A 26,865-nucleotide genomic window follows, 5' to 3' on the forward strand; every position below is an offset into this window, starting at 1 on the left:
AAGCGGCGTAACCGTTCGCTCCCTGAGGTGCGCGGAGCGATAGCGACGAGCCTCGAAGGGGTGGTGAGCTGACCTCGCGACCCTTCGTGGCTCCTCGGCTTGGGGCCTCGTCGCACCTCAGGGATCGGGTGGTGGTGACGGCTTCGGTGTCTGAGCGGAGGTGCGAGGAGCGATAGCGGCGTAACCGTTCGCTCGCTGAGGTGTGAGGGGCGGTGGCGGTGTAACCCGTTGGCTCCCTGAGGTGTGAGGAGCGATAGTGGTGAAACCCGTTGGCTCCCTGAGGTGTGAGGGGCGGTGGCGGTGTAACCCGTTGGCTCCCTGAGGTGCGAGGAGCGATAGCGGCGTAACCCGTTGGCTCCCTGAGGTGCGAGGAGCGATAGCGACGAGCCACGAAGGGCCGGCGACCAGAAACCACTGGCCAACCACCATCATTCGGTCGTACCGTGGCACAAACCACACCCCACCGAGAGGTACACCGCCATGACCACCGCGCCCACGCTGACGACGCCGCGTCTGCGATTGCGCGCGCCCGCCGAGGTCGACATCGACCCGATCGTCAACGCATGCCAGGACCCGGACATCCAGCGGTTCACCCTGGTCCCGGTGCCGTACCGGCGAACCGACGCCGAATTCTTCGTCCATCGGCTCGCGGTTCAGGACGACGCGCGGTGCTGGACGATCGAGACCCTCGGCGATGACGGGGACGCCGGCGCGTTCGTCGGGATCATCGGGCTCCACCGGCCCGCTGAGGGCGGTGGCGGTGGCAGCGTCGATGGCGGTGGCAGCGGCGATGGCGACGACGTTGCGGGAGTGGGCTATTGGTGTGTCCCGGAACATCGAGGGCGCGGGTACCTGGGTGAGGCGCTGCGCGCCGTCGTCGAGGATGCGTTCACGCCCGCCGCGGACGGCGGTGCCGGGCTCCGTCTGGTGTTCTGGTCGGCGCTCGTCGGCAACATCGCCTCGGCGCGTCTGGCGTGCTCGGCCGGATTCCGTTACACCGGAACGAAATTCGAGGACTTCCGGGATCGCGATCGGGGTGTCGCCAAGGTCCACACCGCCGAGCTGTGCGCCGATGACGATCGCACACCGCAGCACTGGCCGGTCCTCGACCGTGAATCAGGCCCGGCGAAACCGGATCTCGCCTGAGCAAACTCAGCTCGACGCCGCGCGGAGCCTCTCCAGGAGTTCCGGCGCGGCGTCGCGCAGGAACTCGTCCTGGGTCTCGCCGCCGATCTGCACGAGCGCGACGTCGGTGAAACCGGCTTCCCAGAACGGTTTCATGGCCTCGACGATCTGGTCGAGGTCGGGTCCGCACGGGATGTTGCCGGCGACGTCGTCGGGCGTGACGTACTGTGTCGCCGCGGCGAATCCGGCCGTCGTGCGCAGGTCGGCGTTGACGTCCCAGCCGCCGGCGAACCAGCGGAACTGCTCGTGAGCGCGGGTCACCGCGGCGTCGTGGTCGGGACCCCAGCTGATCGGGATCTGCCCGATGGCGCGGGTCTGCGTGCCGTCGATGGTGCCGGTCGCCGGGTGCGCGTTCCAGGTCTCGAGCAGGTCGGGATTCGGTTCGACCGCGATGAGGTGATCGGCGAGCGGTCCGAAGGTCTCGATCCCGGAGTCTCCGGCCACCGCGACCCCGATCGGGACCGGCCGGTCGGGGAGATCCCAGATCCGCGCGGCGTCGACCTGGAAGAACTCGCCGCGGAAGTCGACGAGCTCTCCCGTGTGGAGCCTGCGGATGATCTCGATCGCCTCGGCCAACATGTCCTGACGGTCCGCGACCGATGGCCAGCCCTGGCCGACGACATGCTCGTTGAGGTTCTCGCCGGACCCGAGGCCGAGGGTGAACCGGCCGTCGGCGAGGAGCTGCAGCGTCGCGGCCTTCTGCGCGACGACCGCCGGGTGGTAGCGGATGGTCGGGCAGGTGACGTACGTCATCAGCTCGACGCGCTCGGTCGCGTGGGCGACGGCGCCGAGCACCGACCACGCGTACGGCGCATGGCCCTGCGACGACAGCCAGGGGAAGTAGTGGTCGCTGGACACCTCGAAGTCGAAGCCGGCCTCCTCGGCGCCGATCGCGAACCGGACCAGATCCTTGGGTCCGGCCTGCTCAGTCATCAGGGTGTAGCCGAATCGGGTGGGCATGTGGACTCCTCCGGGCGGTGTGTGCCCTGTGGGTGTGCGGATCGCGTTCGGTGGGGGTGTAGCCACCCAGCGTCCCGGGTAAACCGCCACCCGACCGTCCGACCCCGACCGCCCGAGCCCGACAGCCCGACCCCGACCGCCCGACCCCGACAGGGAGACATCGCCCATGCCGAAGCCCGACCGCTCGGTCGACACCGTCCTCCTCGACGTCGACGGCACCCTCGTCGACTCCACCTACCTGCACGCTCTGGCCTGGATGAAGGCGTTCAGCGGCCGTGACCTGGCGCCTCAGTGGTGGCGGGTGCACCGTGCGATCGGGATGGGTGGTGACCGGCTGGTCGGCGAGATCTGCGGGCGCGACGTCGAGGACTCACTCGGAGACACCCTGCGTGACGACTGGGAGGCCCACTACCGCGAACTCGTCGGCGACCTGCGACCGCTCCCGGGGGCGCGGGAGTTCGTCCTCGGCCTCGTCGACGCCGGGTACCGCGTCGCGCTGGCGTCGTCGGGCAAGGCCGAATTCACCGACGCCGCACTGAAAGTCCTCGACCTCGACCGCGATGTGCTCGCGTCGGTCACGTCCTCCGACGACGCGGACGCGTCGAAGCCCGCGCCCGACATCCTTCAGGTCGCGCTGCGCGAGTCGGGCGGGACGCGGGCCGTCGTCGTCGGCGACACCGTGTGGGATGTCGCATCCGCACACCGCCTGCCGGCCGACTGCGTCGCGGTGCTCTCGGGCGGTTTCGCCGAGGCAGAGTTGCGCGACGCCGGGGCGGTGCTGGTCGCCGACCACGTCGGTGAACTGGCAGAACGTGGTTGGCGTCCGTAGGACGCGCGATGCTGCGCGTCGCGCCGGCGTGTGTGTCGACGTGTCCGCCGGGCGCGGGTCCCGACCACCGGTATTAGTCTGAATCATTGTGTCGCCAACGTCGCTGTCGGTGGTCTCCGACTCCGTGATCGCGCGTGCCCCTTCCAAGGTGAACCTCCACCTCGGTGTGGGGCCGCGCCGCGAGGACGGCTACCACGACCTCGTTACCGTCTTCCAGGCCCTGTCACTGCACGACGACGTCCGCGTCGCCCGGGCCAGCGATCTGAGTGTCGCGGTGCGCGGTGAGGGTGCGCCGTCGGTCCCGGCCGACTCGTCGAACCTGGCGGCGCGCGCGGCCCTGGCGCTCGCCGAGTGGGCGGATCGGCCGGCGAAGGTGGCCATCGACATCGCCAAGACCATCCCCGTCGCCGGTGGCATGGCCGGTGGCAGCGCCGACGCCGCTGGCGCCCTCGTCGCCCTGGCGCAGCTGTGGAAACTCGACATCTCCCGCGACGAGCTCGCGGCGATCGCCGCCGACCTCGGTAGTGACGTGCCCTTCGCGCTGCACGGCAACACGGCGCTCGGCACCGGACGCGGCGAACGGCTGATGCAGGTCCTGTCCCGCGGCGAGTACCACTGGGTGCTCGCCCTCGCGCGTGAGGGGCTGTCCACGCCGGCGGTGTACAAGGAGCTGGATCGGTTGCGCGAGAGCCGGTCCGATGATCTCGACACCGACGACCTGCTGCGCCGGCCCGATGCGCTCATGCAGGCGCTGGCGTCCGGGGATCCGCGCGCGGTGGCACCGCTGCTGCACAACGATCTCCAGCCCGCGGCGCTGAGTCTGCAACCGGCGCTGCGCCGTACGCTGCGCGCCGGGGTCGACGCGGGTGCGCTCAACGGCATCGTGTCCGGCTCCGGTCCGACGTGTGCGTTCCTGTGCGCCGACGAAGAGTCGGCGGTCAGCGTCGCCGCGGAGCTCTCCGGCGCGGGCGTCGCACGGTCGGTGCGCACCGCCAGCGGGCCGGCCCCGGGAACGCGGGTGCTGGGCGACGCCTGATCACCACAGCGTCCGGTCATTACAGTTGATCGGGTGTTTCGCAGAGCTCTGACGCTGCTGGTGGTCGTCGCCGTGACGCTGTTGGGCGTCGCGCTGCCGTCGGCGCTGTCGGTGACGCCGCCGGCGCGGGCTGCGGCTCCCGAGAACGGATTCGTGTTCACCACCGAGGACGTGCCCGCGGCGCAGTTGCCGTCGGCGGCTGCGGCGGGGACCCGGCTTACCTACGCGACACGCGATCAGCGGGGCCGTCCCGCGATGGCGAGTGGCGTCTACTGGGTACCCCGCGGAACGCCGCCGGCCGGCGGGTGGCCGGTGGTCTCCTGGGCACATGGGACGGTCGGCATCGCCGACGAGTGCGCGCCGACCAGGCACCGGCTCGGCGACGGCGTCGAGGCCCCGGTGCGTGCGGCGCTGGCGGCCGGATATGCGGTCACCGCCACCGACTACGCGGGACTGGGGTCGGCGGGGGAGACGGACTACCTCGGCGGCGCGGCCGCGGCGCACTCGGTGATCGACATGATCCGGGCGGCCAGGTCCGTCGACGATTCGCTCGGGTCCCGGTGGGTGTCCGTCGGTCACTCGCAGGGCGGTCATGCGGCGCTGCACGCCGCGCATCGGGCGCCGGGCTATGCGCCGGAGCTTCCGGTCGCCGGGGTGGTGGCGATCGCGCCGGCGTCGTCGCTGGAAGAACTGTTCCGGATCTTCGGTCCCCGCCTGCCCGGGCTGGGCGCCCTCAACGTGCTGAGCGCTCCGTTCCTCTACATGCTGTCCGGTCTCGACCACGCCCACCCCGACCTGCGGGTGGCCGACTTCCTCACCGACAGCGGCAAACGCTTCCTGGACCGCTCTCGCGCCCGCTGCAACGACGAGGTGACCGAGGCGCTCCGGTCGGTGTCGCCGGGATCGCTGGTCGCGGCGAAGTTCACCGCCGACCACCGGTTCCGCGACGCCCTGCGCGATTACGCCGAGGTCCCCACGTCGGGCTACCCCGCGAAGGTGACCATCGCGCACGGTGTGCTCGACCCGGTGCTGCCGTACCCGCTGAGTCGTGCACTGCGGTCGGCGATGCGTCGGACCGGTGTCGACGTCGACCTCAAGACCTACGCGCGGGCCAACCACAGCAGCGTCGTCGACGAGTCGCTGCCGGACGTGATGAACGCGGTGCGGGAGGCGTTCGGGCGGTAGCCGCTCACTCCAGCGTCTCGCCCAGCTCCATCCACCGCTCCTCGAGCTCGGCGAGTTCCGCCTCCATCTCGCGGATCTTCTCGGTCTCGGCGGCGAGGCCCTGGTAGTCGGACTGGTCGTGGTCGGCGAGCGCGTTGCGGGCGTCGTCGATCTTGCCGTGCAGCTTGTCGATCCGCCGCTCCAGCGACGCCAGCTCCTTCTTCGCGGCGCGGAGCTCGGCGCCGGACAGCGCGGGACCGCCGGACGCCGGTTCGGCAGAATCCGACGGGCCCGCACCCGAACCCGGAGCCGCCGCACCCGACTTCGACGATGACTGCTGCTTCTCCTGTGCCGCACGGAGTTTCAGGAACTCGTCGACGCCGCCGGGGAGGTGGCGCAGCGTGCCGTCGAGCACCGCGTACTGCTGGTCGGTGACGCGTTCGAGGAAATAGCGGTCGTGGGAGACCACGATCAGGGTGCCCGGCCACGAGTCGAGGAGGTCCTCGAGTGCGGCGAGCATGTCGGTGTCGAGGTCGTTCGTCGGCTCGTCGAGGATCAGCACGTTCGGCTGGTCGAGCAGGATCAGCAGCAGCTGCAGGCGCCGCTTCTGGCCTCCGGACAGGTCGCGGACCGGGGTGGACAGCTGCGCGGTGTCGAAGCCGAGCCGCTCGAGCAGTTGCGACGGGGTGAGTTCCTGTGCTTTGGAACCCGATCCGAACGAGTAGGTGGTCTTCAGGTTGGAGATGACCACGCGCACCGGGTCGTCGAGGTACTTCTCGAGGTCGTCGAGGCGCTGGGTCAGGGTGGCGACCTTCACGGTCTTCCCGCGCTTGACCGTTCCGCCGGTCGGCTCGACCGTGCCGGCGATGAGACCGAGAAGCGTGGACTTGCCGGCGCCGTTGACGCCGAGGATGCCGGTGCGCTCGCCGGGACCGAGCCGCCACTCGACGCCGGAGAGCACCTCGCGGTCGCCGTAGGAGACCGACACGTCGAGCAGGTCCACGACGTCCTTGCCGAGGCGTGAGATGGCCAGCGACTGCAGCGCGACCTTGTCGCGGACGGGCGGGACGTCGGCGATGAGGGCGTTGGCGGCCTCGACCCGGAACTTCGGCTTGGACGTGCGGGCGGGTGCGCCACGACGCAGCCATGCCAGCTCTTTGCGGGCGAGGTTCTGGCGGCGCGCCTCGCTGGCCGCGGCCTGCCGGTCGCGTTCGACGCGCTGCAGGATGTAGGCGGCGTATCCGCCCTCGAAGGGTTCCACGATCCGGTCGTGGACCTCCCAGGTCGTCGTGCACACCTCGTCGAGGAACCATCGGTCGTGGGTGACCACCAGCAGGCCGCCCTGGTTGGCGGGCCAGCGCCGCTTGAGGTGTTCGGCGAGCCAGGTGATGGCCTCGACGTCGAGGTGGTTCGTCGGCTCGTCGAGGGCGAGGACGTCGTGCTCGCCGGCCAACAGGCGCGCGAGCGACACGCGCCGGCGCTGACCGCCGGACAGCGAGGCGGTCGTGGCGTTCCAGTCCACGTCGCGGAGCAGCCCGCCGATCACATCCCGCACCTTCGGGTCGCCGGCCCACTCGTGTTCGGGACGGTCGCCGACGACGGCGTGCCCGACCGTCTCGTCGTCGTCGAAGCGGTCGGCCTGGTCCAGGACTCCGATGCGGACCCCGCCGCGCACGGTGACACGGCCCGAATCGGGCTGTTTGCGGCCGGCGAGCATCGCCAGCAGGCTCGACTTGCCGTCGCCGTTGCGGCCGACGATGCCGATGCGGTCGCCCTCGTTGACACCGAGGGACACCGAGTCGAACACCTTGGTCGTCGGGTATTCGAGTCCTAGGGTTTCCGCGCCGAGAAGATGAGCCACGCCGACCAGGTTAGTGACCGGTCGGGACCGGGCCGCCGGCAGATCGTCGTGGCCGACCTACCGGCGGATCACGCCGTTGACCATCATGGCGATCGCGAGGGAACCCGCCTGGTTGACGTGGTAGGGGAGTGCGACCTTCTTGGAGAGTGCGCTCTCGTACCAGGGGTTGACCACGTTGCACGCGTCATGGCCGGCCGACCCGCGGTTGGCGTCGACGAACGTGCCCTCGACCTTGCGCGTCGCGCGTGCCAGGGCCGCGTTGGCGCGGTGGAAGACGTTGCGCATGAACCGGGCGTCGGGGTCGCTGAGCGGCACCAGTGGCCAGCAACCGGTGTTGCCGATGAACCCGCCGAGTCCGACGACGATGATCTGCGCCTTGGGCGCCTTTTCGCGGATGGCGCGGAAGGCCGGGGTGACCCGGTCCTCCATGCGCTGGATGCGGCGTTGGACCTCGTTCTCGAGGCGTGCGCTGTGGCGGCAGCGGCGGTCGGTGAACGGCCGGCTGATCTTGCACTGGTTGAGAACGGCCATCCACTGCATGTCGTTGCCGCCGATGCTGACCGTGATGAGCTGCGCGTCCCGCGGGACGGCGTTCAGCTGGACGGGCTTGGTCCCGCCCGGGGTGTGCTGGGGCTGCCGGTAGAGGTGCACCGACTGCGCACCAGAGCACGAGGTGTCGATGAACTGGCGCGGCATCGTCATCATCGCCACATACCTGGGGTAGTTCAGCGTCGACCGTTTGCAGCCGTTGAAGTACGCGGGGTTGAGGCTGTAGAAGGCGCCGGAGGCCCGTGAGTCACCCATCGCGACATACGGCCCGCCGGTGTAGCGCACGGGCGCCGCCTGTGCCGACGACCCCGTCGCAGCCACCAGGACCGTCACGAACACACTGATCAGAACCGTCGCCAGAACGCGCAACCCGCGCCGATGTCCCCGCACCAATTGTTTCCCGCTCTTTCCCACGTTCACGACCGAGATCATTCGCTCAGCGAATGTTAAGGCAAGCAGCTCAGACGCGTCGGACCATGTCCTCCGATGACTGCTTCCCGACACGAATTCGCATTCCGGGCCGAAGCCGTTACGGGCGGAACCGGACCTACAGACCCAGATCCTTCGCGATGATCGTCTTCATGACCTCGCTGGTGCCGCCGTAGATGCGGGTCACGCGGGTGTCGGCGTAGAGGCGTGCGATCGGGTACTCCAGCACGTAGCCGTACCCGCCGTGCAGCTGCAGGCACTTGTCGATGACGCGGCCGGCGGTCTCGGTGGCGAACAGTTTCGCGCGTGCCGCGTCCGGGACGGTCAGCTCGCCTTCGTTGTGCAACTCGAGTGCGCGGTCGACGATGGCGCGGATCGCCTCGACCTCGGCCGAGCACTCCGCGAGCACGAACTTGGTGTTCTGGAACGACGCGACCGGCTTGCCGAAGACGTCGCGCTCCTTCGTGTAGTCGATCGCGTGCTCGACCGCCGCCGCGGCGGTGGCCGACGCCCCGATGGCGATGGTCAGACGCTCCTGCGCGAGGTTGTGGGTCAGGTAGGTGAAGCCGGCGCCCTCCTCGCCGAGCCGGTCCTCCACGGGGACCCTCACCGAGTCGAAGGACAACTCGGCGGTGTCGGAGGCCTTGAGCCCGATCTTCTCGAGCTTCCGGCCGACCGAGAACCCCTCGGAGGAGGTGTCGACGACCAGGATCGACAGGCCTGCACGTCGATTCGCCGGCTCGAACGGCGAGGTGCGCGCGACCACCAGGATCCGGTCGGCGAGTGCGCCGCCGGTGATGAAGGTCTTGGCGCCGTCGAGGACGTAGTGCGAGCCGTCCTCGGAGAGCTTCGCGGTGGTGGAGATGTTCGCGAGGTCGGACCCGGTGCCGGGCTCGGTCATCGCGATCGCGAACATCAGGTCGCCGGAACAGAAGCCGGGCAGCCAACGCTCCTTCTGCTCCTGCGTCGCGTACTCCATCAGATAGGGGAGGATCAGGTTGGCATGCACCGAGTAGCTGCCGAAGGTGACGCCTGCGGCGGAGGTCTCCTCGGCGATCACCATCGAATAGGTGAAGTCCTTGACCCCGCCGCCACCGAACTCCTCCGGCGCCTCGATGCCGAGGACGCCGAGCTCGCCGAGGCGGTTGTAGAACTCGCGCGGCGGATGCCCCTGCTTCTCCCAGTCGTGGTAGACGGGCACGACCTCCTTGGCGATGAAGTCGCGGATGGTCTTGCGGAAGGCCTCGTGGTCCTCGGTGAAGATGCGTCGCTGCATGGAGAGTCCTGAAGGTGTCGTCGTCGAAAGTGGGTGGAAGGGATCAGTTCTCGCGGTACTCGCGCAGCAGGCCCTTGGAGATGATCTGCTTCTGGATCTCGCTGGTGCCCTCGCCGATGAGCAGGAACGGGGCGTCGCGCATGAGGCGCTCGATCTCGAACTCCTTGGAATAGCCGTAGCCGCCGTGGATGCGAAAGGCGGCCTGTGTCACCTCGGCGCAGTACTCGCTGCACAGGTACTTGGCCATGCCGGCGGCGACGTCGTTGCGCTCACCGGAGTCCTTCAGGCGCGCGGCGTTGACCATCATCAGGTGCGCCGCCTCTACCTTGGTGGCCATCTCGGCGAGGGAGAACGCGATGGCCTGGTGCTCGGCGATCGGCTTGCCGAAGGTCGAGCGCTGCTGGGCGTAGCGGATCGCGAGTTCGAAAGCGCGCTGGGCGATCCCGCAGGCACGCGCCGACACGTTCACGCGCCCGACCTCGACGCCGTCCATCATGTGCGCGAAACCCCTGCCCGGGACTCCGCCGAGGATGTCTCCGGCCGGTGCGCGATAGCCGTCGAAGATGAGTTCGGTGGTGTCGATGCCCTTGTAGCCCATCTTGTCCAGCTTGCGGGGGATCGTGACGCCCGGCAGCACCTCGCCGAAACCGGCCGGCTTCTCGATCAGGAACGTGGTGAGGTTCTTGTGCGGCTTGTCCGCGCCCTCCTCGGTGCGGACGAGCACCGCGACGAGGGTCGACGATCCGCCGTTGGTCAGCCACATCTTCTGGCCGTTGATGACGTAGCCGTCGTCCCCCTCCCGCTTGGCGGTGGTCTTGATCGCCGCGACGTCGGAACCGAGCTCCGGCTCGGACATCGAGAACGCGCCCCGTACCTCACCGGTCGCCATCCGCGGCAGGAACCGCTGCCTCTGCTCCTCGGTTCCGTGCCGGCGCAGCATGTACGCGACGATGAAGTGGGTGTTGATGACACCCGAGACGCTCATCCATCCGCGGGCGAGTTCCTCCACGCACAGCGCGTAGGTGAGCAGCGACTCCCCGAGGCCGCCGTACTCCTCTGGGATCATCAGCCCGAACAGCCCCATCTCCCGCATGCCGTCGACGATCTCCTGCGGATATTCGTCGGCGTGCTCGAGCTCCTGTGCGTACGGGATGATCTGCTTGTCGACGAAGGCCCTCACGTTCTGCACGATCTCCGTCTGGATCTCGGTGAGGCCCAGGGTCTGCGCGAGGCGGGTCATGTGTGAGCTCTCTCCCTGGATGAACGGTGCGGGGCACCGGTCGGCGTGTGTGATGCGATCAGACCAAGAATGCCGGGGAGGGGTCGCCGGTAGAAGCGCGTTTGCGCTAAGGGTGCGATAGCGCGAGCCAATGATCCGTCCCGAAAGGCCGGCCACATCGCTCCGAACACCGGTGCCACCCCTGGAACACCGCGTCGGATCCGTTCCCCGCCTAACCCTCGGATAGCCCCCGCGAATACCGCCTGCTCGCGATGCGGCACTCCTGGGCACATAGGCAACGACAGTCGGTCGGTTCGGCCGACGACTGTTGCCCCGTCCGGCGACCGCCACTTGAATCGGGGCAGATGTGATCCAGGACACTTCAACGGCGCATATTCCCCCGCTCCCGATTCCATCCCGTGGAAGAGGTACCCCATGACGGTCTCGACCGATCCCGGATCGGGTCCCGGCGACAAGCCGGCCACCGCTCCCGCCCTCAGCCGCCACGTCGCCACCCGCGATGACGCCCCGGCCACCACCGACTTCGAACAGCCCGCCCTCCGCACCCGCCGGCGCGGCGGCGTCGGACCGCTCGGCGAATCCCGGCTCACCGCTTGGGGACTCACGTCGCTGCTGGTCACCCTCTACGTCATCAACTACGCCGACAAGGCCGTGCTCGGCATCATCGCCAAACCGCTGCGCGCCGAACTCGGCCTCAGTGCCGCGCAGATCGGGCTCGTCGGCAGCCTGTTCTTCCTCACCTTCACCATCGGCGGGTTCTTCGCCGGCCTCCTCAACCGCTGGATGACGCTGCGCTGGTCGCTCGTCCTCCTCGGCCTGTGCTGGGCGGTGGCGATGCTGCCGATGATCGCGGTGGCGGCCTTCGCGGTGTTGCTCGTCAGCCGCCTCGTCCTGGGCCTCGCCGAGGGGCCGTCGTCGGCGCTGCTGCACACCGCCGCCTACGCCTGGCATCCGCCTGCCCGACGCGCACTGCCGGGCGCGCTGCTGGCCGGGGCCGCGTCGGTCGCCAAGATCGCGATCGCACCGCTGCTCACGCTCGTCACCGTCCATTTCGGGTGGCGCTGGGCGCTGTTCAGCCTCGCCGCCGCGGGCCTGGTGTGGGCCGCCGCGTGGCTGGCCAGTTGGCGGCCGGGCCCCTACATCGCCGCCGGCGGGACGAAGGCGGCCAAGAGTTCGGGCACCCCGGGCGAAAACGGTTCCCCGGCCCAGACGCCCGCCGACGCCGAACCCGCGACCCCCTGGATGAAGATCCTGCTCTCGCCGACATTCGTCACCGGCGCGCTGCTGGTCATGAGCGTCTATGCACTCGTCAGCGTCGTGCTCACCTGGCTTCCGTCGTACTTCGAGGAAGGCCTCGGGTACAGCCAGCTGCAGTCCGGTTCGATGTTCGCCTTCCCCTCGATCGTCGGCCTCGCGCTGATGCTGCTGAGCTCGGTGACCAGCGACCGGATGATCTCCAAGGGAGCCTCGCCGCGGGTGCTGCGGATCGTCGTACCCGCGGTCGGCGTCCTGGTCTCGGGAGTCATGCTGTTCCTGCTCCCGGCGATCAGTGTCCCGATCGCGTGCGTGGTGATCCTGTCGGTCGGCTACGGCTTCGCGACCATGGTGTTCCCGCTGCTCAATGCCGCCGTCGCGGAGATCTGCCCACCTCGGCAGACCGCCGGAACCCTCGGCGTGTTCCTCGCGATCATGGCCTTCGGCGGGCTCGTCGCGCCCTACGCGACCGGTGTCATCGTCGACCACGCCGCGGCGCCCGCCGAGGGATATGCGATCGCGTTCCAGGTGCTGGGTCTCGTCGCCTCGGTGTGTGCCGTGCTCACGCTGATCTTCGCCAATCCGGTGCGCGACCGCGCACGTCTGCGCCCGCACGCGGTGCCGACGGCCTGAGCCGGAAGGCGTTCATAGGCAACACCTCATCGACCGTGAGCGGGAATCGACTTGTCCGCCAGATCCCCTCATGGTCGGCTCGAAGGGACGCCACCGCCGAACGCGGCGTCATCCACTGCCCGACATCCAAGGAGACCCCATGCGCGATGCAGTGATCGTCGACGCCGTCCGCGCCCCGATCGGACGCCGCCGCGGAGCCCTGTCCGGAATCCACCCGGCCGACCTGTCCGCTCACGTGCTCGAGGCCCTCGTCGAGCGGACCGGCATCGATCCCGCCATCGTCGACGACGTCGTGTGGGGATGTGTCAGCCAGTCGTCGGAGCAGGCCGGCAACATCGCGCGCACCGCGATCCTCGCCGCGGGCTGGCCGGAATCGGTGCCGGGAACCACCGTGACCCGCGCCTGTGGGTCGAGTCAGCAGGCGGTGAGCATGGCAGCCGCCGCGGTCATCTCGGGTCAGCAGGACTTCGTCATCGCCGGCGGTGTGGAGTCGATGAGCCGGGTCCCGATGGGCAGTGCGGCGCCGAACGGCGAGCACCAGCCGGCCACCGTCCTGGACCGGTACGGCATCGATCGCTTCAGTCAGGGGCTCGGTGCGGAGGAGATCGCCAAGAAGTGGGGCTTCGACCGCACCCGCCTCGACGAATACTCCCTGCGTTCCCATGAACTCGCGGCCGCCGCGACCGACCGCGGCGCGTTCGACGGGCAGCTCGCCCCGATCTCCGGCGTCCTCGAAGGCGACGAGGGCATCCGGCGCGGCGGCACCCTCGAGTCCCTCGCGAAGCTCAAGCCGGCGTTCGCCGAGGACGGCGTCATCCACGCCGGCAACTCCTCGCAGATCTCCGACGGTTCGGGCGCGCTGTTGATCACGTCCTCCGACCTCGCGAGATCTCATGGGCTGACGCCGATCGCGCGCATCCACACCGCCGTCGTCGCCGCCGACGACCCGGTGATCATGCTGACCGGACCGATTCCGTCGACCGCCAAGGCGCTCCGGCGCGCCGGTCTGTCGATCGACGACATCGGCGCGTTCGAGATCAACGAGGCGTTCGCCCCGGTGCCGCTGGCCTGGCAGGCCGAGACCGGCGCCGACCTCGACCGCCTCAACCCGCTCGGCGGCGCGATCGCCGTCGGCCACCCGCTCGGCGGCTCCGGCGCGATCCTGATGACCCGCCTCGTCCATCACATGCGCGACAACGGCATCCGCTACGGCCTGCAGTCGATGTGCGAGGCCGGCGGCATGGCCAACACCACGATCCTCGAACTCCTCTGACCCGCACCATCTCTCGACCACCACCGACAGGGACGACAGCACGATGGAACTCAAGGGACAATCCGTCGCGATCACGGGTGGTGCCTCCGGCCTCGGGCTGGCCACCGCCAGGCGTGTCGTCGACTCCGGCGGGCTCGTCACGCTGATCGACCTGCCGTCCTCGGACGGGGCCGCCGTCGCCGAGGAACTGGGTCCGGCGGCGACTTTCGCGGCCGCCGACATCACCGACGCCGAACAGTTCGCGGCCGCACTGGATGTCGCCGACGACCGCGGCGGTCTGCGCGGCCTCGTCCACTGCGCGGGCGCGGGACGGCGGATGCGTGTCCTGGACAAGGACGGCAAGGCCGGGTCGGTCGAGGACTTCGAGTTCGTCATCAACCTGAACCTCGTCGGCTCGTTCCTGGCACTGTCGCTCGGCGCCGAGCGGATGGCCCGCCAGGAACCCGTCGACGGGGAGCGGGGCGCGATCGTCATGACCGCCTCGGTCGCCGCATTCGAGGGCCAGATCGGACAGATCAACTACTCGGCCTCCAAGGCCGGCATCGTCGGCATGACCATCGTCGCCGCGCGTGACCTGGCCGGCAAGCTCATCCGCGTCAACACCATCGCCCCGGGCACCATGGACACACCGCTGCTGGCCCGCCTCCGTGAGGACGTCCGCGCCTCGCTCGCCGCCAGTATCCCCAACCCCCCGCGCCTGGGCCGGCCGGAGGAGTTCGGCCGGCTCGCGGCGAACATCCTGGAGAACACCTACCTCAACGGCGAGACCATCCGCCTCGACGGCGCGATCCGCATGGCGCCGCGATGACCTCGACGTCGACCGTCCTCGACTACCCGGACACCACCATGGCGGTGCTCCCCGCGAGCATGGCTGCGCTCTACGACGACCGGGCAGCGGTGGTCGACGGGAACACGACGCTGACCTTCGCCGAACTCGACCGGCGTTCGGCGGCGGTCGCGTCGGCCCTGCGGTCCGCCGGGGTCGCCGACCGCGACGTCGTGCTGCTCTATCTCGCCAACAGTGTCGAATTCGTTGTGGCGTACTACGGTTCGTTGCGCGCGGGTGCCACGGTCACCCTGGTGAACCCGCTGCAACCGGTACCCGGCCTGCGGCGTCAGGTCATCGAGACCGGTGCCGTGGTCGGCTTCACCCAGGCCGAACAGTCCACACGACTGCTGTCGGCGGCAGCCGGCACGTCGCTGGCCACCGTCATCGTGGTCGACGCTGTGTCGCCGGAGGCCACGACATCATCCGGAACCGCTGCGGCGGAGGACGTCCGGGTCGTCCCGCTCGACGGCTTCGTGACCGGCCACCACACGGCGCCGGGCGTGTCCACCTCGACAGACGACGTCGCGCACCTCGCATTCACCGGTGGGACCACCGGCGTCTCCAAGGGTGTGCGGGTGTTGCACCGCAACGTCCTAGGCAACGTCACCCAGATGATCGCGTGGCGTGCCGGACATGCGGTGGAGTTCGGCGACGACGGGCGGCTGCGACTCACCCCTCGGCCCGGCGGGAGCCGGGGAGTGGTGCCCGGCGACGCCGTGACGATCGTCGTGTCGCCGATGTTCCACGCGCACGCGCTGATCAACCTGTCGTTCCTGTTGCTGTGCGGCGCGACCACGGTCCTGGCCGGACGGTTCGAACCGGGAGGCATGCTCGCGCTGATCGAGGAGCATCGCGCGACGTACCTGACCGGGTCCCCGGCGATGTGGCACGCGCTCGCCGTCCACCCCGACATCGGTACCCGCGACCTCGGTTCGGTGCGGGTGGTGTCCTCGGGGGCCGCCCCGATCGACCTCGTCACGCTCGAACGGCTCGAGAAGGCGTTTCCCGCCGCCGCGGTCGTCGAGGGCTACGGACTCACCGAGGCGACGTGCCTGGTGTCATCCGCGCCGCTCACCGCCGACGGCGAATACCGGCTCGGCAGTGTCGGTCTGCCGACCTACGACACCGAGGTCCAGATCCGCGCACCGCACGATCCGGGGGTCGTCCTCGGGTCGGGGGAGCGTGGCGAACTGTGGGTGCGGGGGCCACAGGTCACCGACGGCTACCTGAATCAGCCCGAGCTGACCGACGCCCAGTTCGTCGACGGATGGCTCGACACCGGCGACATCGCCTACCGCGATGCCGACGGCTACCTGTACATCTGCGACCGCGCCAAGGACATGCTGATCTACAAGGGCTACAACGTGTATCCGCGTGAGCTCGAGGAGATCCTGGTGAGCCACCCCGACGTCGCGGCGGCGGCTGTCGTCGGACGGGACGCCGGCGCCGCCGGCCAGGAGCCGGTGGCGTTCTGCGTGGCCCGGGACGGCCACCATATCGACGAGCAGGCGGTGACGGTGTTCGTCGCCGCACAGGTGCTGCCCTACAAGAAGATCCGCGACGTCATCGTCGTCGACGAACTGCCCACGACGCCCGCGGGAAAGGTCCAGAAGGCCGCGCTGCGCGGACGCCTCTAGCGCTGGGTGTGGCGCGCGGCCTGCTTGTACAGGTTGCCGCCGATGATGAGGCGCTGGATCTCGCTGGTGCCCTCGTACAGGCGCAGGAGGCGGACGTCGCGATAGATCCGCTCGACCGGGACCTCGCGCATGTAGCCGCTGCCGCCGTGGATCTGGATCGCGAGATCGGCGACCTTGCCGACCATCTCGGTGCAGAACAGTTTCGCCGCCGACGGAGCGATCCTGCGGTCGGTGTTCTCGACCCAGGCGCGGGCGGCGTCGCGTACCATCGCGCGGCCGGCCATGACCCCGGTCTGCTGATCGGCGAGCATCGCCTGCACCAGCTGGAACTCGCCGATCGGGCGACCACCCTGGGTGGCGGTGGCCGCCCACGCGACCGACTCGTCGAGGGCGCGCTGCGCGGTGCCCACCGAGAGCGCCGCGATGTGCACCCGGCCCCGCGCGAGCGAGAGCATCGCGGCCTTGTAGCCGACGTCCTCGCTGCCGCCGACGAGGGCCGAGTCGGACACGCGCACACCGTCGAAGTGCACGTCGGCGGTCCAGGCGCCCTCCTGGCCCATCTTGCGGTCCTTGGCGCCCACGGACAGGCCGGGGGAGTCGGCCGGGACCAGGAACACCGCGATCCCGGTGCCGTTCTCGTCGGCCGGGCGGGTGCGGGCGAACATGACGAACAGGTCGGCCACCGGGGCGTTGGTGATGAACCGCTTCTCCCCGGTGATCACCCAGTCCGCGCCATCGCGGACGGCCTTCGTGCGCAGCCCGGCGGGATTGGATCCGGCGCCCGGCTCGGTCAGCGCGAATGACGCGACGACCTCGCCGGAGGCGATCTTCTCCAGCCACCGCGACTTCTGTTCGTCGGTGCCGAAGTTCACCAGCACCTGACCGGCGATGCCGTTGTTGGTGCCGAACATCGACCGCAGCGCGAGCGAGGTGTATCCGAGCTCCATCGCCAGCTCGACGTCCTGGGCCAGGTTCAGGCCGAGCCCGCCCCACTCCTGCGGGATCGCGTAGCCGAAGAGGCCCATGTCCTTGGCTGTTTGCCGGATGTCGGCGGGGATCGCATCGGTGTCGAGGATCTCCTGCTCGCGCGGAACCACGACCTCTCGGACGAATTCGCGCGTCGCCGACAGGATGTCGGCGAAGTCCTCGTCGCTCACCTGCGTGTCGGCGGTTGGCTGGGTCACTCCGGTCATGGTGTCCCACTCTCCCGGTCGAGACGGCAGGCGGTCCAATACGAAAGCGGCATCGCTCCGATAGCCGTTGCGTATGAATCGGGAGGTCCGCGGAGGGGACCGGGCGGGCTAGATTACTGGCATCACCCCGGGTGCGCCCTGTGGTGTCGTAACACCGGGCGGCGATCACCGTGAGCACCGACCCCGGCGAGCACCGACCGAGTGCGACCCCGCAAGCGTGAAAGCCATCGAAAGGACACGAACGATGTCATCCACCACCGCGCAGCCGTTGCTCTCCGGGCGCACCGCCGTCGTCACCGGCGGCGCCCAGGGCATCGGGTTCGAGATCGCCCGTGCCTTCGTCGAGGCCGGCGCCCGCGTGGTCCTCGGTGACCTCCACCTCGACGCCGCGCAGGCCGCGGCCGACGAGCTCGGCGGCCGGGACGTCGCCCGCGCCGTCAGGTGCGACGTCGTCGTCGCCGACGAGGTCGACGCGCTGCTCGCCGAGGCCGTGGACGGGTTCGGGTCGCTGGACGTGATGGTCAACAACGCGGGCATCACCCGCGACGCCACCATGCGGAAGATGACCGAGGAGGACTTCGACCTGGTCATCGCCGTCCATCTGAAGGGCACCTGGAACGGCACCCGCAAGGCCGCCGCGATCATGCGTGAGGCCAAGCGCGGGGCGATCGTCAACATCTCGTCGCTCTCGGGCAAGGTCGGCATGGTCGGGCAGACCAACTACTCGGCAGCCAAGGCCGGCATCGTCGGCATGACCAAGGCCGCCGCCAAGGAGATGGCGCACCACGGCGTGCGCGTCAACGCGATCCAGCCCGGTCTCATCCGCTCGGCCATGACCGAGGCGATGCCGCAGAAGGCATGGGATCAGAAGATGTCCGAGATCCCGATGCAGCGCGCGGGCGAACCCCACGAGGTCGCGAGCGTCGCGCTGTTCCTGGCGTCGGACATGTCGTCGTACATGACCGGCACGGTTCTCGAGGTCACCGGCGGCCGCTTCATGTGAGGGGCGCTTGCGCCCGATCTCTTCCCACCGATCCCTTCCCACCCGACCTGCACCTCCCGAAAGGCCCACTCATGCGAGACGTCGTCATCTGCGAGCCGGTCCGTACCCCGATCGGCCGCTACGGCGGGATGTTCAAGGACCTCACCGCGGTCGACCTCGGGGTCACCGCCCTCCGGGGCCTCATCGACCGCACCGGCGTCGATCCCGAGAAGATCGAGGATGTCATCCTCGGCCACTGCAACGGCAACAGCGAGGCCCCGGCCATCGGTCGCGTGGTCGCGCTCGACGCCGGACTGCCGATCACGGTGGGCGGCATGCACATCGACCGACGCTGCGGATCGGGACTGCAGGCAGTCATCCAGGCCGCCTACCAGGTGTCCTCCGGCGACAACGACCTCGTCGTCGCCGGCGGCACCGAGTCGATGAGCAACGCGTCGTTCTACTCCGTCGACATGCGGTGGGGCGCAGCGCGAACCGGCGTGACCATGCACGACAGCCTCGTCCGCGCCCGTTCGACCGCCGGCGGCAGGAACTACCCGGTGCCCGGCGGCATGATCGAGACCGCCGAGAATCTTCGCAAGGAGTACGAGATCCCGCGCGAGGAGCAGGACGAGCTCGCGCTCGAATCCCATCTGCGCGCGGTGCGTGCCCAGAAGGAGGGGATCCTCGCCGAGGAGATCGTGCCCGTCACGGTTCCGGGCCGCGGCGGTGACCGGGTCATCGACACCGACGAGCACCCGCGCCCGGACATCTCGCTCGAATCGCTGGCGAAGCTCAAGCCGATCATGGGCAAGACCGACCCGGAGGCCACCGTCACCGCAGGGAATGCCAGTGGCCAGAACGACGCCGCGTCGATGGCGCTGGTCACCACCACCGAGGTCGCCGAGAAGCTGGGGCTGCGGCCGCTGGTCCGGCTGGTCTCCTGGGGCCTCGCGGGCGTCCCGCCGCGCACCATGGGCATCGGCCCGGTGCCCGCCACCGAGAAGGCCCTGGCCAAGGCCGGGCTCACGCTCTCCGACATCGACCTCATCGAACTCAACGAGGCGTTCGCCGCGCAGGCGCTCGCGGTCACCCGCGAATGGGGATTCGGCCGGTTCGGCAAGGGCGGCGACTTCGACCGCACCAACGTGAACGGTTCCGGCATCTCGTTGGGTCACCCGGTCGGTGCGACCGGCGGCCGCATGCTGGCCTCGCTGGCCCGCGAACTCCACCGCCGTGAGGCGCGCTACGCCCTGGAGACGATGTGCATCGGAGGCGGTCAGGGTCTCGCCGCGGTGTTCGAGCGCATTTCCTGAGACCCCGGCCCGCGCACCGCTAGTCCACCTGCGACCGGATCACCTCCACGAACGCCTGGCCCACCCGAGACAGCGACGCGGGGTCGAAGGCGATCGCGAACGGCCGGGCGAACCGCGGCTCGGTTTCCCGGATGAGCACCCGGTCGGCGATCGCCTCGGCCATCCTCCGGTCCACCAGCGTGCCGCCGATCCCGGCCTGCACCATGGGAAGTCGTTCCTCGCGGTGCTCGGACAGCACGGCGAGCGGAGGGCGCCGCCCGCCGACGCGCATCGCCTCCTCGAGTTCGTCTCCGACTGAGTGGCCGCGCGGCACGAACACCATCGGCACCTCGGGCAGATCGCCGAGCGGGATCCGCCCGTCGGGCACGTCGGTGCCCTCCGGATAGACCAGCACGTACTCCTTCTCGCCGAGGACGATGACCTCCAGGCCGTCACCGGCGATGGGGAGGTGGGCGACCGCGAACTCGCAGTTGCCGTCCTCGATGGTCTGCGCGGCACGCGTCTCGTCGCGGAGTTCGCCCAGCCGCACCGACACCTGCGGATACCTCGCCCGGAACGTCGCGATGAGATCGACCACCGGGCCGACGGTGGTCGCGGGAGAGGCCACCAGTTCCAGGTGGCCGGTCAGTTCGTCGTCGTGCGCGGCGAGCACGTCGGTCACGGCGTCGACGTCACGCAGGATCTGGCGCGCCGGGCCGACCATCGTGCGGCCCGCGGCCGACAGCACCATGCCGCGGCCGATCCGGTGGAACAACTGCACCCCGAGCTCGCGTTCGAGCGCGCGCAGAGCCTGTGACACCGTCGGTTGGGCGACGCCGAGAGCCGTTGCGGCACCGCCGATTCCCTGGTTCTCGACGACGGCGAGGAAGTATTCGACCTGACGTAACTCCATGTTCTGCTACCAATCCCGCTGTTCCGGCGGTTCGGGGTTGAGTCCGGAGTGCGCCCTGGCCGCGGCGATGAACGCGAGGGCCGCCGGGGAGGGCGGACCCGAGCGCAGGACGAGCCCCCACGGTCGGCGCAGCGGCGGGTCGACGGTCAGGTGGCGGGCGTCGGGTAGTTGGTTCGCCGCGACTGTCCGCGGGAGAATCGTTGCGGCCGTTCCCTGTTCGACGAGGCTCCATACCGCGGCCGGCATCGCGCAGTCGACGACGACATTGCGGGCGCCCTCGTCGACGAGATCGGCGAACAGCGCGGCGGTGTTCTGGTCGCTGTGGTCGATCACCAATGGAATCGAGCGAATGGCGCTGCGCGACACCGGGTCGGGCAGGCCGGTGACGAGGGCTGCGTCCGCGGCCACCACGAGTTCCTGCTCGGTCATCTCGATCGCGGTGAACGTCGCGTGCTCGGCCGAGGAGTCCATGACCCCGATCTCGGCATCGCCGGAGCGCAGCGCGGAGAGCACGCCGGCCGGGCCGTCGGCGGCGACGATGCGCACGGCCAGACGGGGAAATCGCTCCCGGAAGATCCGGACGACGTCGACGAGCGGATCGATGCTGAACGCCGAGTAGGTGACCACGTCGACCCGTCCGGCCTTCAGCTCCCGCACCGCGTCGACCTTCTGCCTGGCGCGCTCGACGTCGGCGAGAATGCGCCGGGCGGCGTCGTCGAATCGTCGTCCTGCCTCGGTCAGTTCGAGACGGCGCCCGGTGCGATCGAACAGTGTGACCCCCAGCCGTTTCTCCAGGGTCCGGATGGCCTGTGAAAGTGACGGCTGGGAGATGTAGAGCGACTGGGCGGCCCTCGTGATCCCACCATGGTCGACGACTGCGACGAAGTAGGTCACGAGGTGCAGGTCCACGTCGGCCACTCTAGTGAGTCACCTGTGCCTCGATCAGCGGCCCTTCCACTGTGGCGCACGCTTCTCGGCGAAGGCGCGGGCGCCCTCCTGCGCGTCCTCGGACGTGAAGACGGGGCTCAGGTACTCCCACTGCTTCTTGATGAGGTCCTTGTCGGTGTAGCTGACGGCCATCGACGTGACCTGCTTGGTGGCCTTGACCGCGAGGGGACCGTTCGCGGCGATCTTCGCGGCCAGTTCGCGTGCGCCGTCGAGGGCCTCACCCGGTTTGGTGATGCGGTTGACAAGGCCGAACTGGTGTGCGCGCTCAGCGCTCAGCGGGTCGCCGGTGAGGGCGAGCTCCATCGCGAGCTGGTAGGGGAGGATCTTCGGCAGGCGCAGCAGGCCTCCCGCGGCGGCGGCCAGGCCGCGCTTGACCTCGGGGATGCCGAACTTCGAGTTCTCGGCGGCGACGACGAGATCGGCCGAGAGCGCGAGTTCGCAGCCACCGGCGAGGGCCCAACCCTCGACGGCGGCGATCAACGGCTTGCTCGGCGGGGCCTCGGTCAGGCCGCCGAATCCGCGGTCGGGCAGCGACACCTGCTCACCACGCGCGAACGCCTTGAGATCCATACCGGCGCAGAAGGTGCCACCGGCGCCGGTGAGGATGCCGATGGTGAGGTCGTCGCGGGACTCGAGCTCGTCGATCGCGGCGGCAATGCCCTCGGACACCTCGAGGTTCACGGCGTTCTTGGCCTCGGGCCGGTTGATGGTGATGACGGCGACGCCGTCGGCGAACTCGGTGAGCACTGCGCTCATGGATCACTCTCCTGTCATGGGTGTCGTGATGGGTGACTCGATCCGCCGATGGGAGCGGATCGTCGCCGGGGAGCTTCCGGGGGCTGATCCGCTGTCCGTCAGTCCGGCACGGACAGCTGCGATGTCGGGTGATGCTCGGATATCTCCGCGAGGGACCAGCGCGCGGGTTCCACCTCGGCGGGGTCGACGCCGGGTGCACGCAGCGGGCTCGTCTCCACGAGGATCCCGCGTTCGGCCAGCACCAGCAGATGGGCGTCGGTCTCGCGGAGTGCGAGGCGCTTCATCGTGAGGTTGAGGTCGGCGAACGGGCGCGACCAGGTCACCGCCTGCGTGATCTCCCACGCCGTCGACTCCGGCCGCGCGGCAACGGCTTCGGTGATCTCGGTGAGCCGCTCCTCGTGATGCGACAGCAGGCCGGTGACGCGCGCGCCGAGTCCGCGGAATCGGTACTCGTGCGAGGGAAGTGCCTCGTGGTCGCGCATCTTCTCGGTGTTGGCGAGCGAGATCAGATAGTCGGCGAGCGGCGAGTCGTTCTGCATCGGGTTGGTGCCCACGTTCGGGCTGATCCGGGGCAGCAGATGGTCGCCGGTGAAGATGATTCCCGCGTCGTCGTCGACGAAACACAGGTGACCTGGCGTGTGCCCGGGCGTCCAGACCGCCCGCAGCGTCCAGCCGTCGACGTCGAGCGGGGCGTCGGCGGTCAGTTCGTGGTCGATGGTGCGGCCGTCGGGCAGCCGGACGAAGTCGATGAACCCGAGCTCGGCGACATCGGGCGGGGCGCCGAGCGCCCGGAGTTCGGCGCGCGCCACGTCGAGCTGCCGCTCGACCTCATCGTCGGAGTGGTGGCGCAGGTGACGGGCGTCGTCACGGTGCATCCACAGCTCGGCGTCGGTGTGCTCGAGCAGCCGGGGGACCAGCCCGAAATGGTCGGGGTGCAGATGTGTGACGGCGACCGTCCGCACGTCGGTGATGTCGTGGTCGGTGCTGCGGATGCCGGCGACGAGGGCGTCCCAGGACTCGTCGGACGGCCATCCCACGTCGATGAGCGCGAGACCGCCGTCGGGGATCGCGAGCGCGTAGACGAGGACGTATCGCAGCGGGTTGGGACCCATCGGGACCGGGATCGACCACAGGCCCGGCCGGACCTCCTCGATGGGTGGGAGGACCTTCTCGGCCCAGGCCTGCTGCTGACGTCGACCGGTCACCTCGATCGCGGCCATCAGACCTCCTGCCGTCCTTCGCGGGCGAGCGCCCACCTGTGTTGCGCAACACCCCATCCGATCACGAGTGACCTGTCCCGCTCAAAGAGGGGGCGGCTCACGGGCCCTGAGGGACTACCTATGGATCGAAGGTTTTCCGGCCGGACCTGGACTTATGGGCCGTGGTGGTCGGACAGCCTGGTGAGCAGTTCGATGAGCTGGGCGCGTTCGGCGCGGGTCAACGGTTGCAGCAGCTCCTCCTGGCTGCGTTCCACACACGTGCGCAGTTCGACGAGCCGCCGTCGGCCGGAGGCGGTCAGCGAGATGACGTTGCGTCGCCGGTCCGACGGATCCGGGGAGCGTTCGACGTGGCCGGCGGCGGTGAGGTCGTTGATGGTGCCGACCATCTCGCTGACGTGGATGCCGCTGCGGCGGCTGAGTTCGGCCTGGCTGGCGGGGCCGAACCGATCCAGTGCGGCGAGGACGCGGTAGTGGTAGCCGCGCGCCCCGACGGAGCCGAATCGATCGCTCACGATGCGGTGCGCGTGCTCGGCGGCCCGGGTGAGCATCCAGCTCGGCAGCCGGGTCCACTCTCCCTCGGGTCTGTCCCGGGACTCGTCGGCCTGCTCCATGACGGGAATCGTAACGCCAATCGTTGATTGACCAAACGATCTGGGGTATCGTTTGGTCAATAAACGTTTAGTTTCCAAATGATAGTCCCGGCCGGAGGTTCCAATGATCGAGCCCTTTCGCATCGCGATCCCGCAGTCCGACGTCGACGACCTCGCCGAACGTCTGGCCCGCACCCGATGGCCCGACGAGGTCCGCGACGCGGGGTGGGACTACGGCTTCCCACTCGGCCGGCTGCGCGCGCTCGCCGAACACTGGCGTATCGGCTACGACTGGCGTGCCCACGAGGCGAAGCTGAACGAACTCGACCACCACGTCACCGAGATCGACGGCCAGCGAATACATTTCGTTCACGTCCGATCGTCCGAACCCGATGCGCTGCCGCTGATCCTCACGCACGGCTGGCCCGGTTCGTTCCTGGAGTTCCTCGAGGTCATCGAACCGTTGAGCGCCGACTTCCACCTGGTCATCCCGTCCATCCCCGGATACGGTTTCTCCGGGCCGACCCACGAACGCAATTGGGGCATACCGCGAATCGCCCGTGCATGGGCAGAGCTGATGCGCCGCCTCGGGTACGACCGCTACGGCGCGCAGGGCGGGGACTTCGGATCCGGGATCTCGCTCGCGCTGGGGGATGCGGCGCCCGACCACGTCATCGGCGTGCACGTCAACTACCTGCCCACCCGGCCCGATCCCGACGCCGATGTCGCGCTGTCCGACGAGGATCGCAGCCGTCTCGACAAGATCCGGGACCTGATGGCGAACCGGCCCGCGTACCAGGCGATTCAGGCGACCAGCCCGCAGACCATCGGGTATGCCCTCACCGACTCGCCGGTCGGCCAGCTGGCGTGGATCGCCGAACGATTCGCGCAATGGGTCGATCCGAGGTCGCCCGTCGACGACGAGAAGATCCTCACCGACGTGTCGCTGTACTGGTTCACCGCCACCGCGGCGTCGTCGGCACGACTCCATCACGACGCGCCGCGCGGATTCCAGCCGTGTCCCGTCCCGGTCGGCGTGGCGGTGCTCCCGTACGACATCACCCAGGCGGTGCGGCCGCTCGCCGGACGCCGCTACGACATCGTGCACTGGTCCGAGTTCGACCGCGGCGGGCACTTCGCCGCGATGGAGGTGCCGGACCTGCTCGCCGAGGACATCCGGGAGTTCTTCACCGGGCTCCGGCCTGCCGCTTGAGCACCACCCGCCGTTCGATCCCGATCCGTGCCAGGAACCCCTCGTCGTGGGACACGACCACCAGGGCGCCCCGCCAGCTCTCCAGTGCTCCGACCAGCTGCGTGACCGTGTCTAGATCGAGGTTGTTGGTCGGCTCGTCGAGGATCAGCAGCTTCGGGGTCGGGTCACCGAGGAGCGCATCGGCGAGTGCGACCCGCAGCTTCTCGCCCCCGGAGAGTTCGTCGAGCGTGCGTTCGGCGCGGTTGCCGCGGAACAGGAATCGCGCCAGGTGCGCCCGGACCTCCTGGGTGGCGATGTCGGGGTGACGTGCCGCGACGTGCCCGGCGATCGACGCCGACGGGTCGTCGAAGACGATCCGCTGCGGCACGTACGCGTATGGCACGACGATCCGTTCGCGGGCGATCAGATCGGCGATCAGAGTCGACTTTCCCGCACCGTTCGGGCCGGTGAGTGCGATCCGTTCGGGACCGTCGACGCGTAGCCGGTCGTCGACGACGATCTGTGCGCGCGGGGCGACCTCGACCTCCGGCACCACGATCCGCGTGGTGCGGTCGTCGCGGATCTCCTCACGAGCGGCGTCGAGGCGCGTGGCCGCCTCCTCGACGTCGGTCCGATGCATGTTCCGCAGCTTGCCCGCCGACACCTGGGCCTCGCTGCGGCGCTTGTGCGCGATGATCTTCGGCACCCTCTTCTCGCGTTCCGCCGTGGCCGCGGTGCGCGTCCGGCGATCGAGCTTGACCTGTGCCTCGACGAGTTCACGACGCTGTTTGCGGAGGTCACCGGCGGCGTTGGCGACCGCTGCCGCCGCGGCCTGCTGCTCGGCGTCGACGACCTCGCGGTAATGCGAGTACGGACCGCCGAACACCCGCACCTCGCCCCGGTACAGCTCGAGGGTCGCGTCGACGCGTTCGAGGAGTTCGAGGTCGTGACTGACTGCGACGACCGTCCCGTCGAAGTTGTCGACGGCGTCGAAGAGCCTTGCCCGGGAACGGGTGTCGAGATTGTTCGTCGGCTCGTCGAGCAAGAGCAGCGACGGGCGTCGCATGAGGGCGGCGACGATCGACAGCAGCGTCGCCTCGCCACCGGACATCGATCCGACGGCCCGGTCGAGGTCGGGCGGCAGACCCATCTGCGCCAGCAGCGCAAGGGCCCGTTCTTCGACGTCCCAGTCGTCGTCGACGATGTCGAAGTCGTCGGGGTCGACCGATCCGTTCTCGATGCGCCGCAGCGCCGCCCGGACGTCGGCGATGCCCAGCGCGGCGTCGACCGTCGCGAGGGGATCGGCTTGCGGGTCCTGCGTCACCAGACCCACCTCGGCGTCGGCCCCGCCGGACAGGGTGATGCTGCCCGACGCCGGTTCGAGACGGCCCGCGAGCAGTGCGAGCAACGTCGACTTACCCGCGCCGTTGGCGCCGATGAGCGAGTACGTCCGCGCGTCCAGCGCGAGGTCGAGGTGGTCGAAGACGGCGGTGCCGTCCGGCCAGGCGAACGCGACATCGGACAACACGACCGACGACGCGGTCGACAGGTTGGGGAAAGCGGAGGAGGAAGCAGACACACGGACTCCTGAAGTGGTCGGGATTCACCGGCGTGATCACGC

23 protein-coding genes are annotated in these 26,865 nt (G+C 69.4%); 11 read left to right on the forward strand and 12 right to left on the reverse strand.

All coding sequences use genetic code 11. The features are described 5' to 3' along the window. Positions 1 to 480: 480 nt before the first annotated feature. A complete protein-coding gene (locus tag ABFT43_RS21485) occupies positions 481 to 1,146 on the forward strand; it encodes a GNAT family N-acetyltransferase (protein WP_347962296.1) in 666 nt (221 codons plus the stop codon). A 6-nt stretch (positions 1,147 to 1,152) separates the two neighbouring features. Here the strand turns inward: ABFT43_RS21485 and ABFT43_RS21490 are convergent, their stop codons facing one another. Further along, entirely contained in the window at positions 1,153 to 2,145 is a 993-nt protein-coding gene (locus ABFT43_RS21490; protein ID WP_347962297.1) for an LLM class F420-dependent oxidoreductase, read from the reverse strand. Positions 2,146 to 2,311: 166 nt separating this feature from the next. On the opposite strand from ABFT43_RS21490, the gene ABFT43_RS21495 reads away from it, so the two are divergent. From ABFT43_RS21495 to ABFT43_RS21505, 3 genes are all read left to right on the forward strand, one after another. Then, positions 2,312 to 2,974: an HAD family hydrolase gene (locus tag ABFT43_RS21495; RefSeq protein WP_347962298.1), complete on the forward strand. Its 663-nt coding sequence runs from the start codon at positions 2,312 to 2,314 to the stop codon at positions 2,972 to 2,974. 88 nt (positions 2,975 to 3,062) lie between these two features. Then, on the forward strand, positions 3,063 to 4,010 hold the full coding sequence (locus ABFT43_RS21500; RefSeq protein ID WP_347962299.1) for a 4-(cytidine 5'-diphospho)-2-C-methyl-D-erythritol kinase: 948 nt from the start codon (positions 3,063 to 3,065) through the stop codon (positions 4,008 to 4,010). Between the two features lie 33 nt (positions 4,011 to 4,043). Further along, positions 4,044 to 5,195 carry an alpha/beta fold hydrolase gene (locus ABFT43_RS21505; protein ID WP_347962300.1) on the forward strand — a complete coding sequence of 384 codons (1,152 nt, stop codon included), beginning with the start codon at positions 4,044 to 4,046 and terminating at the stop codon, positions 5,193 to 5,195. 4 nt (positions 5,196 to 5,199) lie between these two features. Here ABFT43_RS21505 and ABFT43_RS21510 read toward each other — a convergent pair whose 3' ends face one another. The 4 genes from ABFT43_RS21510 to ABFT43_RS21525 all read right to left on the reverse strand — a co-directional run bounded on the left by ABFT43_RS21510 (position 5,200) and on the right by ABFT43_RS21525 (position 10,529). Beyond that, positions 5,200 to 7,035, reverse strand: a complete 1,836-nt coding sequence (locus tag ABFT43_RS21510; protein WP_347962301.1) for an ABC-F family ATP-binding cassette domain-containing protein — start codon at positions 7,033 to 7,035, stop codon at positions 5,200 to 5,202. A gap of 57 nt (positions 7,036 to 7,092) precedes the next feature. Then, on the reverse strand, positions 7,093 to 7,998 hold the full coding sequence (locus ABFT43_RS21515; protein ID WP_457590211.1) for an SGNH/GDSL hydrolase family protein: 906 nt from the start codon (positions 7,996 to 7,998) through the stop codon (positions 7,093 to 7,095). A 133-nt stretch (positions 7,999 to 8,131) separates the two neighbouring features. Then, the gene (locus ABFT43_RS21520) at positions 8,132 to 9,289 is read right to left on the reverse strand and encodes an acyl-CoA dehydrogenase family protein (RefSeq protein ID WP_347962302.1); all 1,158 of its coding nucleotides are present in this window, start codon (positions 9,287 to 9,289) and stop codon (positions 8,132 to 8,134) included. A 43-nt stretch (positions 9,290 to 9,332) separates the two neighbouring features. Continuing rightward, positions 9,333 to 10,529, reverse strand: coding sequence for an acyl-CoA dehydrogenase family protein (locus ABFT43_RS21525; RefSeq protein WP_347962303.1), 1,197 nt, complete (start codon positions 10,527 to 10,529; stop codon positions 9,333 to 9,335). 414 nt (positions 10,530 to 10,943) lie between these two features. Here ABFT43_RS21525 and ABFT43_RS21530 point away from each other — a divergent pair, with 414 nt between their 5' ends. The 4 genes from ABFT43_RS21530 to ABFT43_RS21545 all read left to right on the forward strand — a co-directional run bounded on the left by ABFT43_RS21530 (position 10,944) and on the right by ABFT43_RS21545 (position 16,155). Next, the gene (locus ABFT43_RS21530) at positions 10,944 to 12,416 is read left to right on the forward strand and encodes an MFS transporter (protein ID WP_347962304.1); all 1,473 of its coding nucleotides are present in this window, start codon (positions 10,944 to 10,946) and stop codon (positions 12,414 to 12,416) included. A gap of 139 nt (positions 12,417 to 12,555) precedes the next feature. Next, positions 12,556 to 13,689, forward strand: coding sequence for a thiolase family protein (locus tag ABFT43_RS21535; RefSeq protein ID WP_347962305.1), 1,134 nt, complete (start codon positions 12,556 to 12,558; stop codon positions 13,687 to 13,689). Positions 13,690 to 13,732: 43 nt separating this feature from the next. After that, positions 13,733 to 14,497 carry an SDR family NAD(P)-dependent oxidoreductase gene (locus ABFT43_RS21540; RefSeq protein ID WP_347962306.1) on the forward strand — a complete coding sequence of 255 codons (765 nt, stop codon included), beginning with the start codon at positions 13,733 to 13,735 and terminating at the stop codon, positions 14,495 to 14,497. Then, positions 14,494 to 16,155, forward strand: a complete 1,662-nt coding sequence (locus ABFT43_RS21545; protein WP_347962307.1) for a class I adenylate-forming enzyme family protein — start codon at positions 14,494 to 14,496, stop codon at positions 16,153 to 16,155. Before ABFT43_RS21540 ends, ABFT43_RS21545 begins: the two co-directional genes overlap by 4 nt. Here ABFT43_RS21545 and ABFT43_RS21550 read toward each other — a convergent pair. Further along, complete coding sequence (locus ABFT43_RS21550) at positions 16,152 to 17,348, reverse strand: acyl-CoA dehydrogenase family protein (RefSeq protein ID WP_347962308.1); 1,197 nt, start codon at positions 17,346 to 17,348, stop codon at positions 16,152 to 16,154. The genes ABFT43_RS21545 and ABFT43_RS21550 overlap by 4 nt on opposite strands. Before the next feature lie 244 nt (positions 17,349 to 17,592). On the opposite strand from ABFT43_RS21550, the gene fabG reads away from it, so the two are divergent. Both fabG and ABFT43_RS21560 read left to right on the forward strand, forming a co-directional pair. After that, positions 17,593 to 18,351 (forward strand): 3-oxoacyl-ACP reductase FabG, encoded by a 759-nt coding sequence (gene fabG / locus ABFT43_RS21555; RefSeq protein WP_347962309.1) that lies wholly within the window; start codon positions 17,593 to 17,595, stop codon positions 18,349 to 18,351. Between the two features lie 71 nt (positions 18,352 to 18,422). Next, on the forward strand, positions 18,423 to 19,646 hold the full coding sequence (locus ABFT43_RS21560) for an acetyl-CoA C-acetyltransferase (protein WP_347962310.1): 1,224 nt from the start codon (positions 18,423 to 18,425) through the stop codon (positions 19,644 to 19,646). A 19-nt stretch (positions 19,647 to 19,665) separates the two neighbouring features. On the opposite strand, the gene ABFT43_RS21565 is transcribed toward ABFT43_RS21560, so the two are convergent. The 5 genes from ABFT43_RS21565 to ABFT43_RS21585 all read right to left on the reverse strand — a co-directional run bounded on the left by ABFT43_RS21565 (position 19,666) and on the right by ABFT43_RS21585 (position 24,073). Next, positions 19,666 to 20,538 carry a LysR family transcriptional regulator gene (locus ABFT43_RS21565; RefSeq protein WP_347962311.1) on the reverse strand — a complete coding sequence of 291 codons (873 nt, stop codon included), beginning with the start codon at positions 20,536 to 20,538 and terminating at the stop codon, positions 19,666 to 19,668. 6 nt (positions 20,539 to 20,544) lie between these two features. Next, positions 20,545 to 21,447: a LysR family transcriptional regulator gene (locus tag ABFT43_RS21570; RefSeq protein WP_347962312.1), complete on the reverse strand. Its 903-nt coding sequence runs from the start codon at positions 21,445 to 21,447 to the stop codon at positions 20,545 to 20,547. 33 nt (positions 21,448 to 21,480) lie between these two features. Then, positions 21,481 to 22,242: a crotonase/enoyl-CoA hydratase family protein gene (locus ABFT43_RS21575; RefSeq protein ID WP_347962313.1), complete on the reverse strand. Its 762-nt coding sequence runs from the start codon at positions 22,240 to 22,242 to the stop codon at positions 21,481 to 21,483. 98 nt (positions 22,243 to 22,340) lie between these two features. Continuing rightward, a complete protein-coding gene (locus tag ABFT43_RS21580) occupies positions 22,341 to 23,462 on the reverse strand; it encodes an MBL fold metallo-hydrolase (protein WP_347962314.1) in 1,122 nt (373 codons plus the stop codon). 152 nt (positions 23,463 to 23,614) lie between these two features. Further along, on the reverse strand, positions 23,615 to 24,073 hold the full coding sequence (locus tag ABFT43_RS21585) for a MarR family winged helix-turn-helix transcriptional regulator (protein ID WP_347962315.1): 459 nt from the start codon (positions 24,071 to 24,073) through the stop codon (positions 23,615 to 23,617). 103 nt (positions 24,074 to 24,176) lie between these two features. Here ABFT43_RS21585 and ABFT43_RS21590 point away from each other — a divergent pair, with 103 nt between their 5' ends. Then, on the forward strand, positions 24,177 to 25,265 hold the full coding sequence (locus tag ABFT43_RS21590) for an epoxide hydrolase family protein (protein WP_347962316.1): 1,089 nt from the start codon (positions 24,177 to 24,179) through the stop codon (positions 25,263 to 25,265). Here the strand turns inward: ABFT43_RS21590 and ABFT43_RS21595 are convergent. Then, the gene (locus tag ABFT43_RS21595; protein WP_347962317.1) at positions 25,240 to 26,823 is read right to left on the reverse strand and encodes an ATP-binding cassette domain-containing protein; all 1,584 of its coding nucleotides are present in this window, start codon (positions 26,821 to 26,823) and stop codon (positions 25,240 to 25,242) included. The two genes, ABFT43_RS21590 and ABFT43_RS21595, sit on opposite strands and share 26 nt — an antisense overlap. Positions 26,824 to 26,865 lie beyond the last annotated feature (42 nt).

The sequence above is a fragment of the Gordonia aurantiaca genome (genome assembly GCF_039939235.1).
GTDB lineage: Bacteria > Actinomycetota > Actinomycetes > Mycobacteriales > Mycobacteriaceae > Gordonia.

What these genes read in the sequence shown, in the direction of transcription:
- ABFT43_RS21485 (WP_347962296.1), top strand. Translation starts at nt 481, where the DNA reads ATGACCACCGCGCCCACGCTGACGACGCCGCGTCTGCGATTGCGCGCG.
- ABFT43_RS21490 (WP_347962297.1), bottom strand. Translation starts at nt 2,145, where the DNA reads ATGCCCACCCGATTCGGCTACACCCTGATGACTGAGCAGGCCGGACCC.
- ABFT43_RS21495 (WP_347962298.1), top strand. Translation starts at nt 2,312, where the DNA reads ATGCCGAAGCCCGACCGCTCGGTCGACACCGTCCTCCTCGACGTCGAC.
- ABFT43_RS21520 (WP_347962302.1), bottom strand. Translation starts at nt 9,289, where the DNA reads ATGCAGCGACGCATCTTCACCGAGGACCACGAGGCCTTCCGCAAGACC.
- ABFT43_RS21525 (WP_347962303.1), bottom strand. Translation starts at nt 10,529, where the DNA reads ATGACCCGCCTCGCGCAGACCCTGGGCCTCACCGAGATCCAGACGGAG.
- ABFT43_RS21530 (WP_347962304.1), top strand. Translation starts at nt 10,944, where the DNA reads ATGACGGTCTCGACCGATCCCGGATCGGGTCCCGGCGACAAGCCGGCC.
- ABFT43_RS21535 (WP_347962305.1), top strand. Translation starts at nt 12,556, where the DNA reads ATGCGCGATGCAGTGATCGTCGACGCCGTCCGCGCCCCGATCGGACGC.
- ABFT43_RS21540 (WP_347962306.1), top strand. Translation starts at nt 13,733, where the DNA reads ATGGAACTCAAGGGACAATCCGTCGCGATCACGGGTGGTGCCTCCGGC.
- ABFT43_RS21545 (WP_347962307.1), top strand. Translation starts at nt 14,494, where the DNA reads ATGACCTCGACGTCGACCGTCCTCGACTACCCGGACACCACCATGGCG.
- ABFT43_RS21550 (WP_347962308.1), bottom strand. Translation starts at nt 17,348, where the DNA reads ATGACCGGAGTGACCCAGCCAACCGCCGACACGCAGGTGAGCGACGAG.
- fabG (WP_347962309.1), top strand. Translation starts at nt 17,593, where the DNA reads ATGTCATCCACCACCGCGCAGCCGTTGCTCTCCGGGCGCACCGCCGTC.
- ABFT43_RS21560 (WP_347962310.1), top strand. Translation starts at nt 18,423, where the DNA reads ATGCGAGACGTCGTCATCTGCGAGCCGGTCCGTACCCCGATCGGCCGC.
- ABFT43_RS21565 (WP_347962311.1), bottom strand. Translation starts at nt 20,538, where the DNA reads ATGGAGTTACGTCAGGTCGAATACTTCCTCGCCGTCGTCGAGAACCAG.
- ABFT43_RS21575 (WP_347962313.1), bottom strand. Translation starts at nt 22,242, where the DNA reads ATGAGCGCAGTGCTCACCGAGTTCGCCGACGGCGTCGCCGTCATCACC.
- ABFT43_RS21580 (WP_347962314.1), bottom strand. Translation starts at nt 23,462, where the DNA reads ATGGCCGCGATCGAGGTGACCGGTCGACGTCAGCAGCAGGCCTGGGCC.
- ABFT43_RS21585 (WP_347962315.1), bottom strand. Translation starts at nt 24,073, where the DNA reads ATGGAGCAGGCCGACGAGTCCCGGGACAGACCCGAGGGAGAGTGGACC.
- ABFT43_RS21590 (WP_347962316.1), top strand. Translation starts at nt 24,177, where the DNA reads ATGATCGAGCCCTTTCGCATCGCGATCCCGCAGTCCGACGTCGACGAC.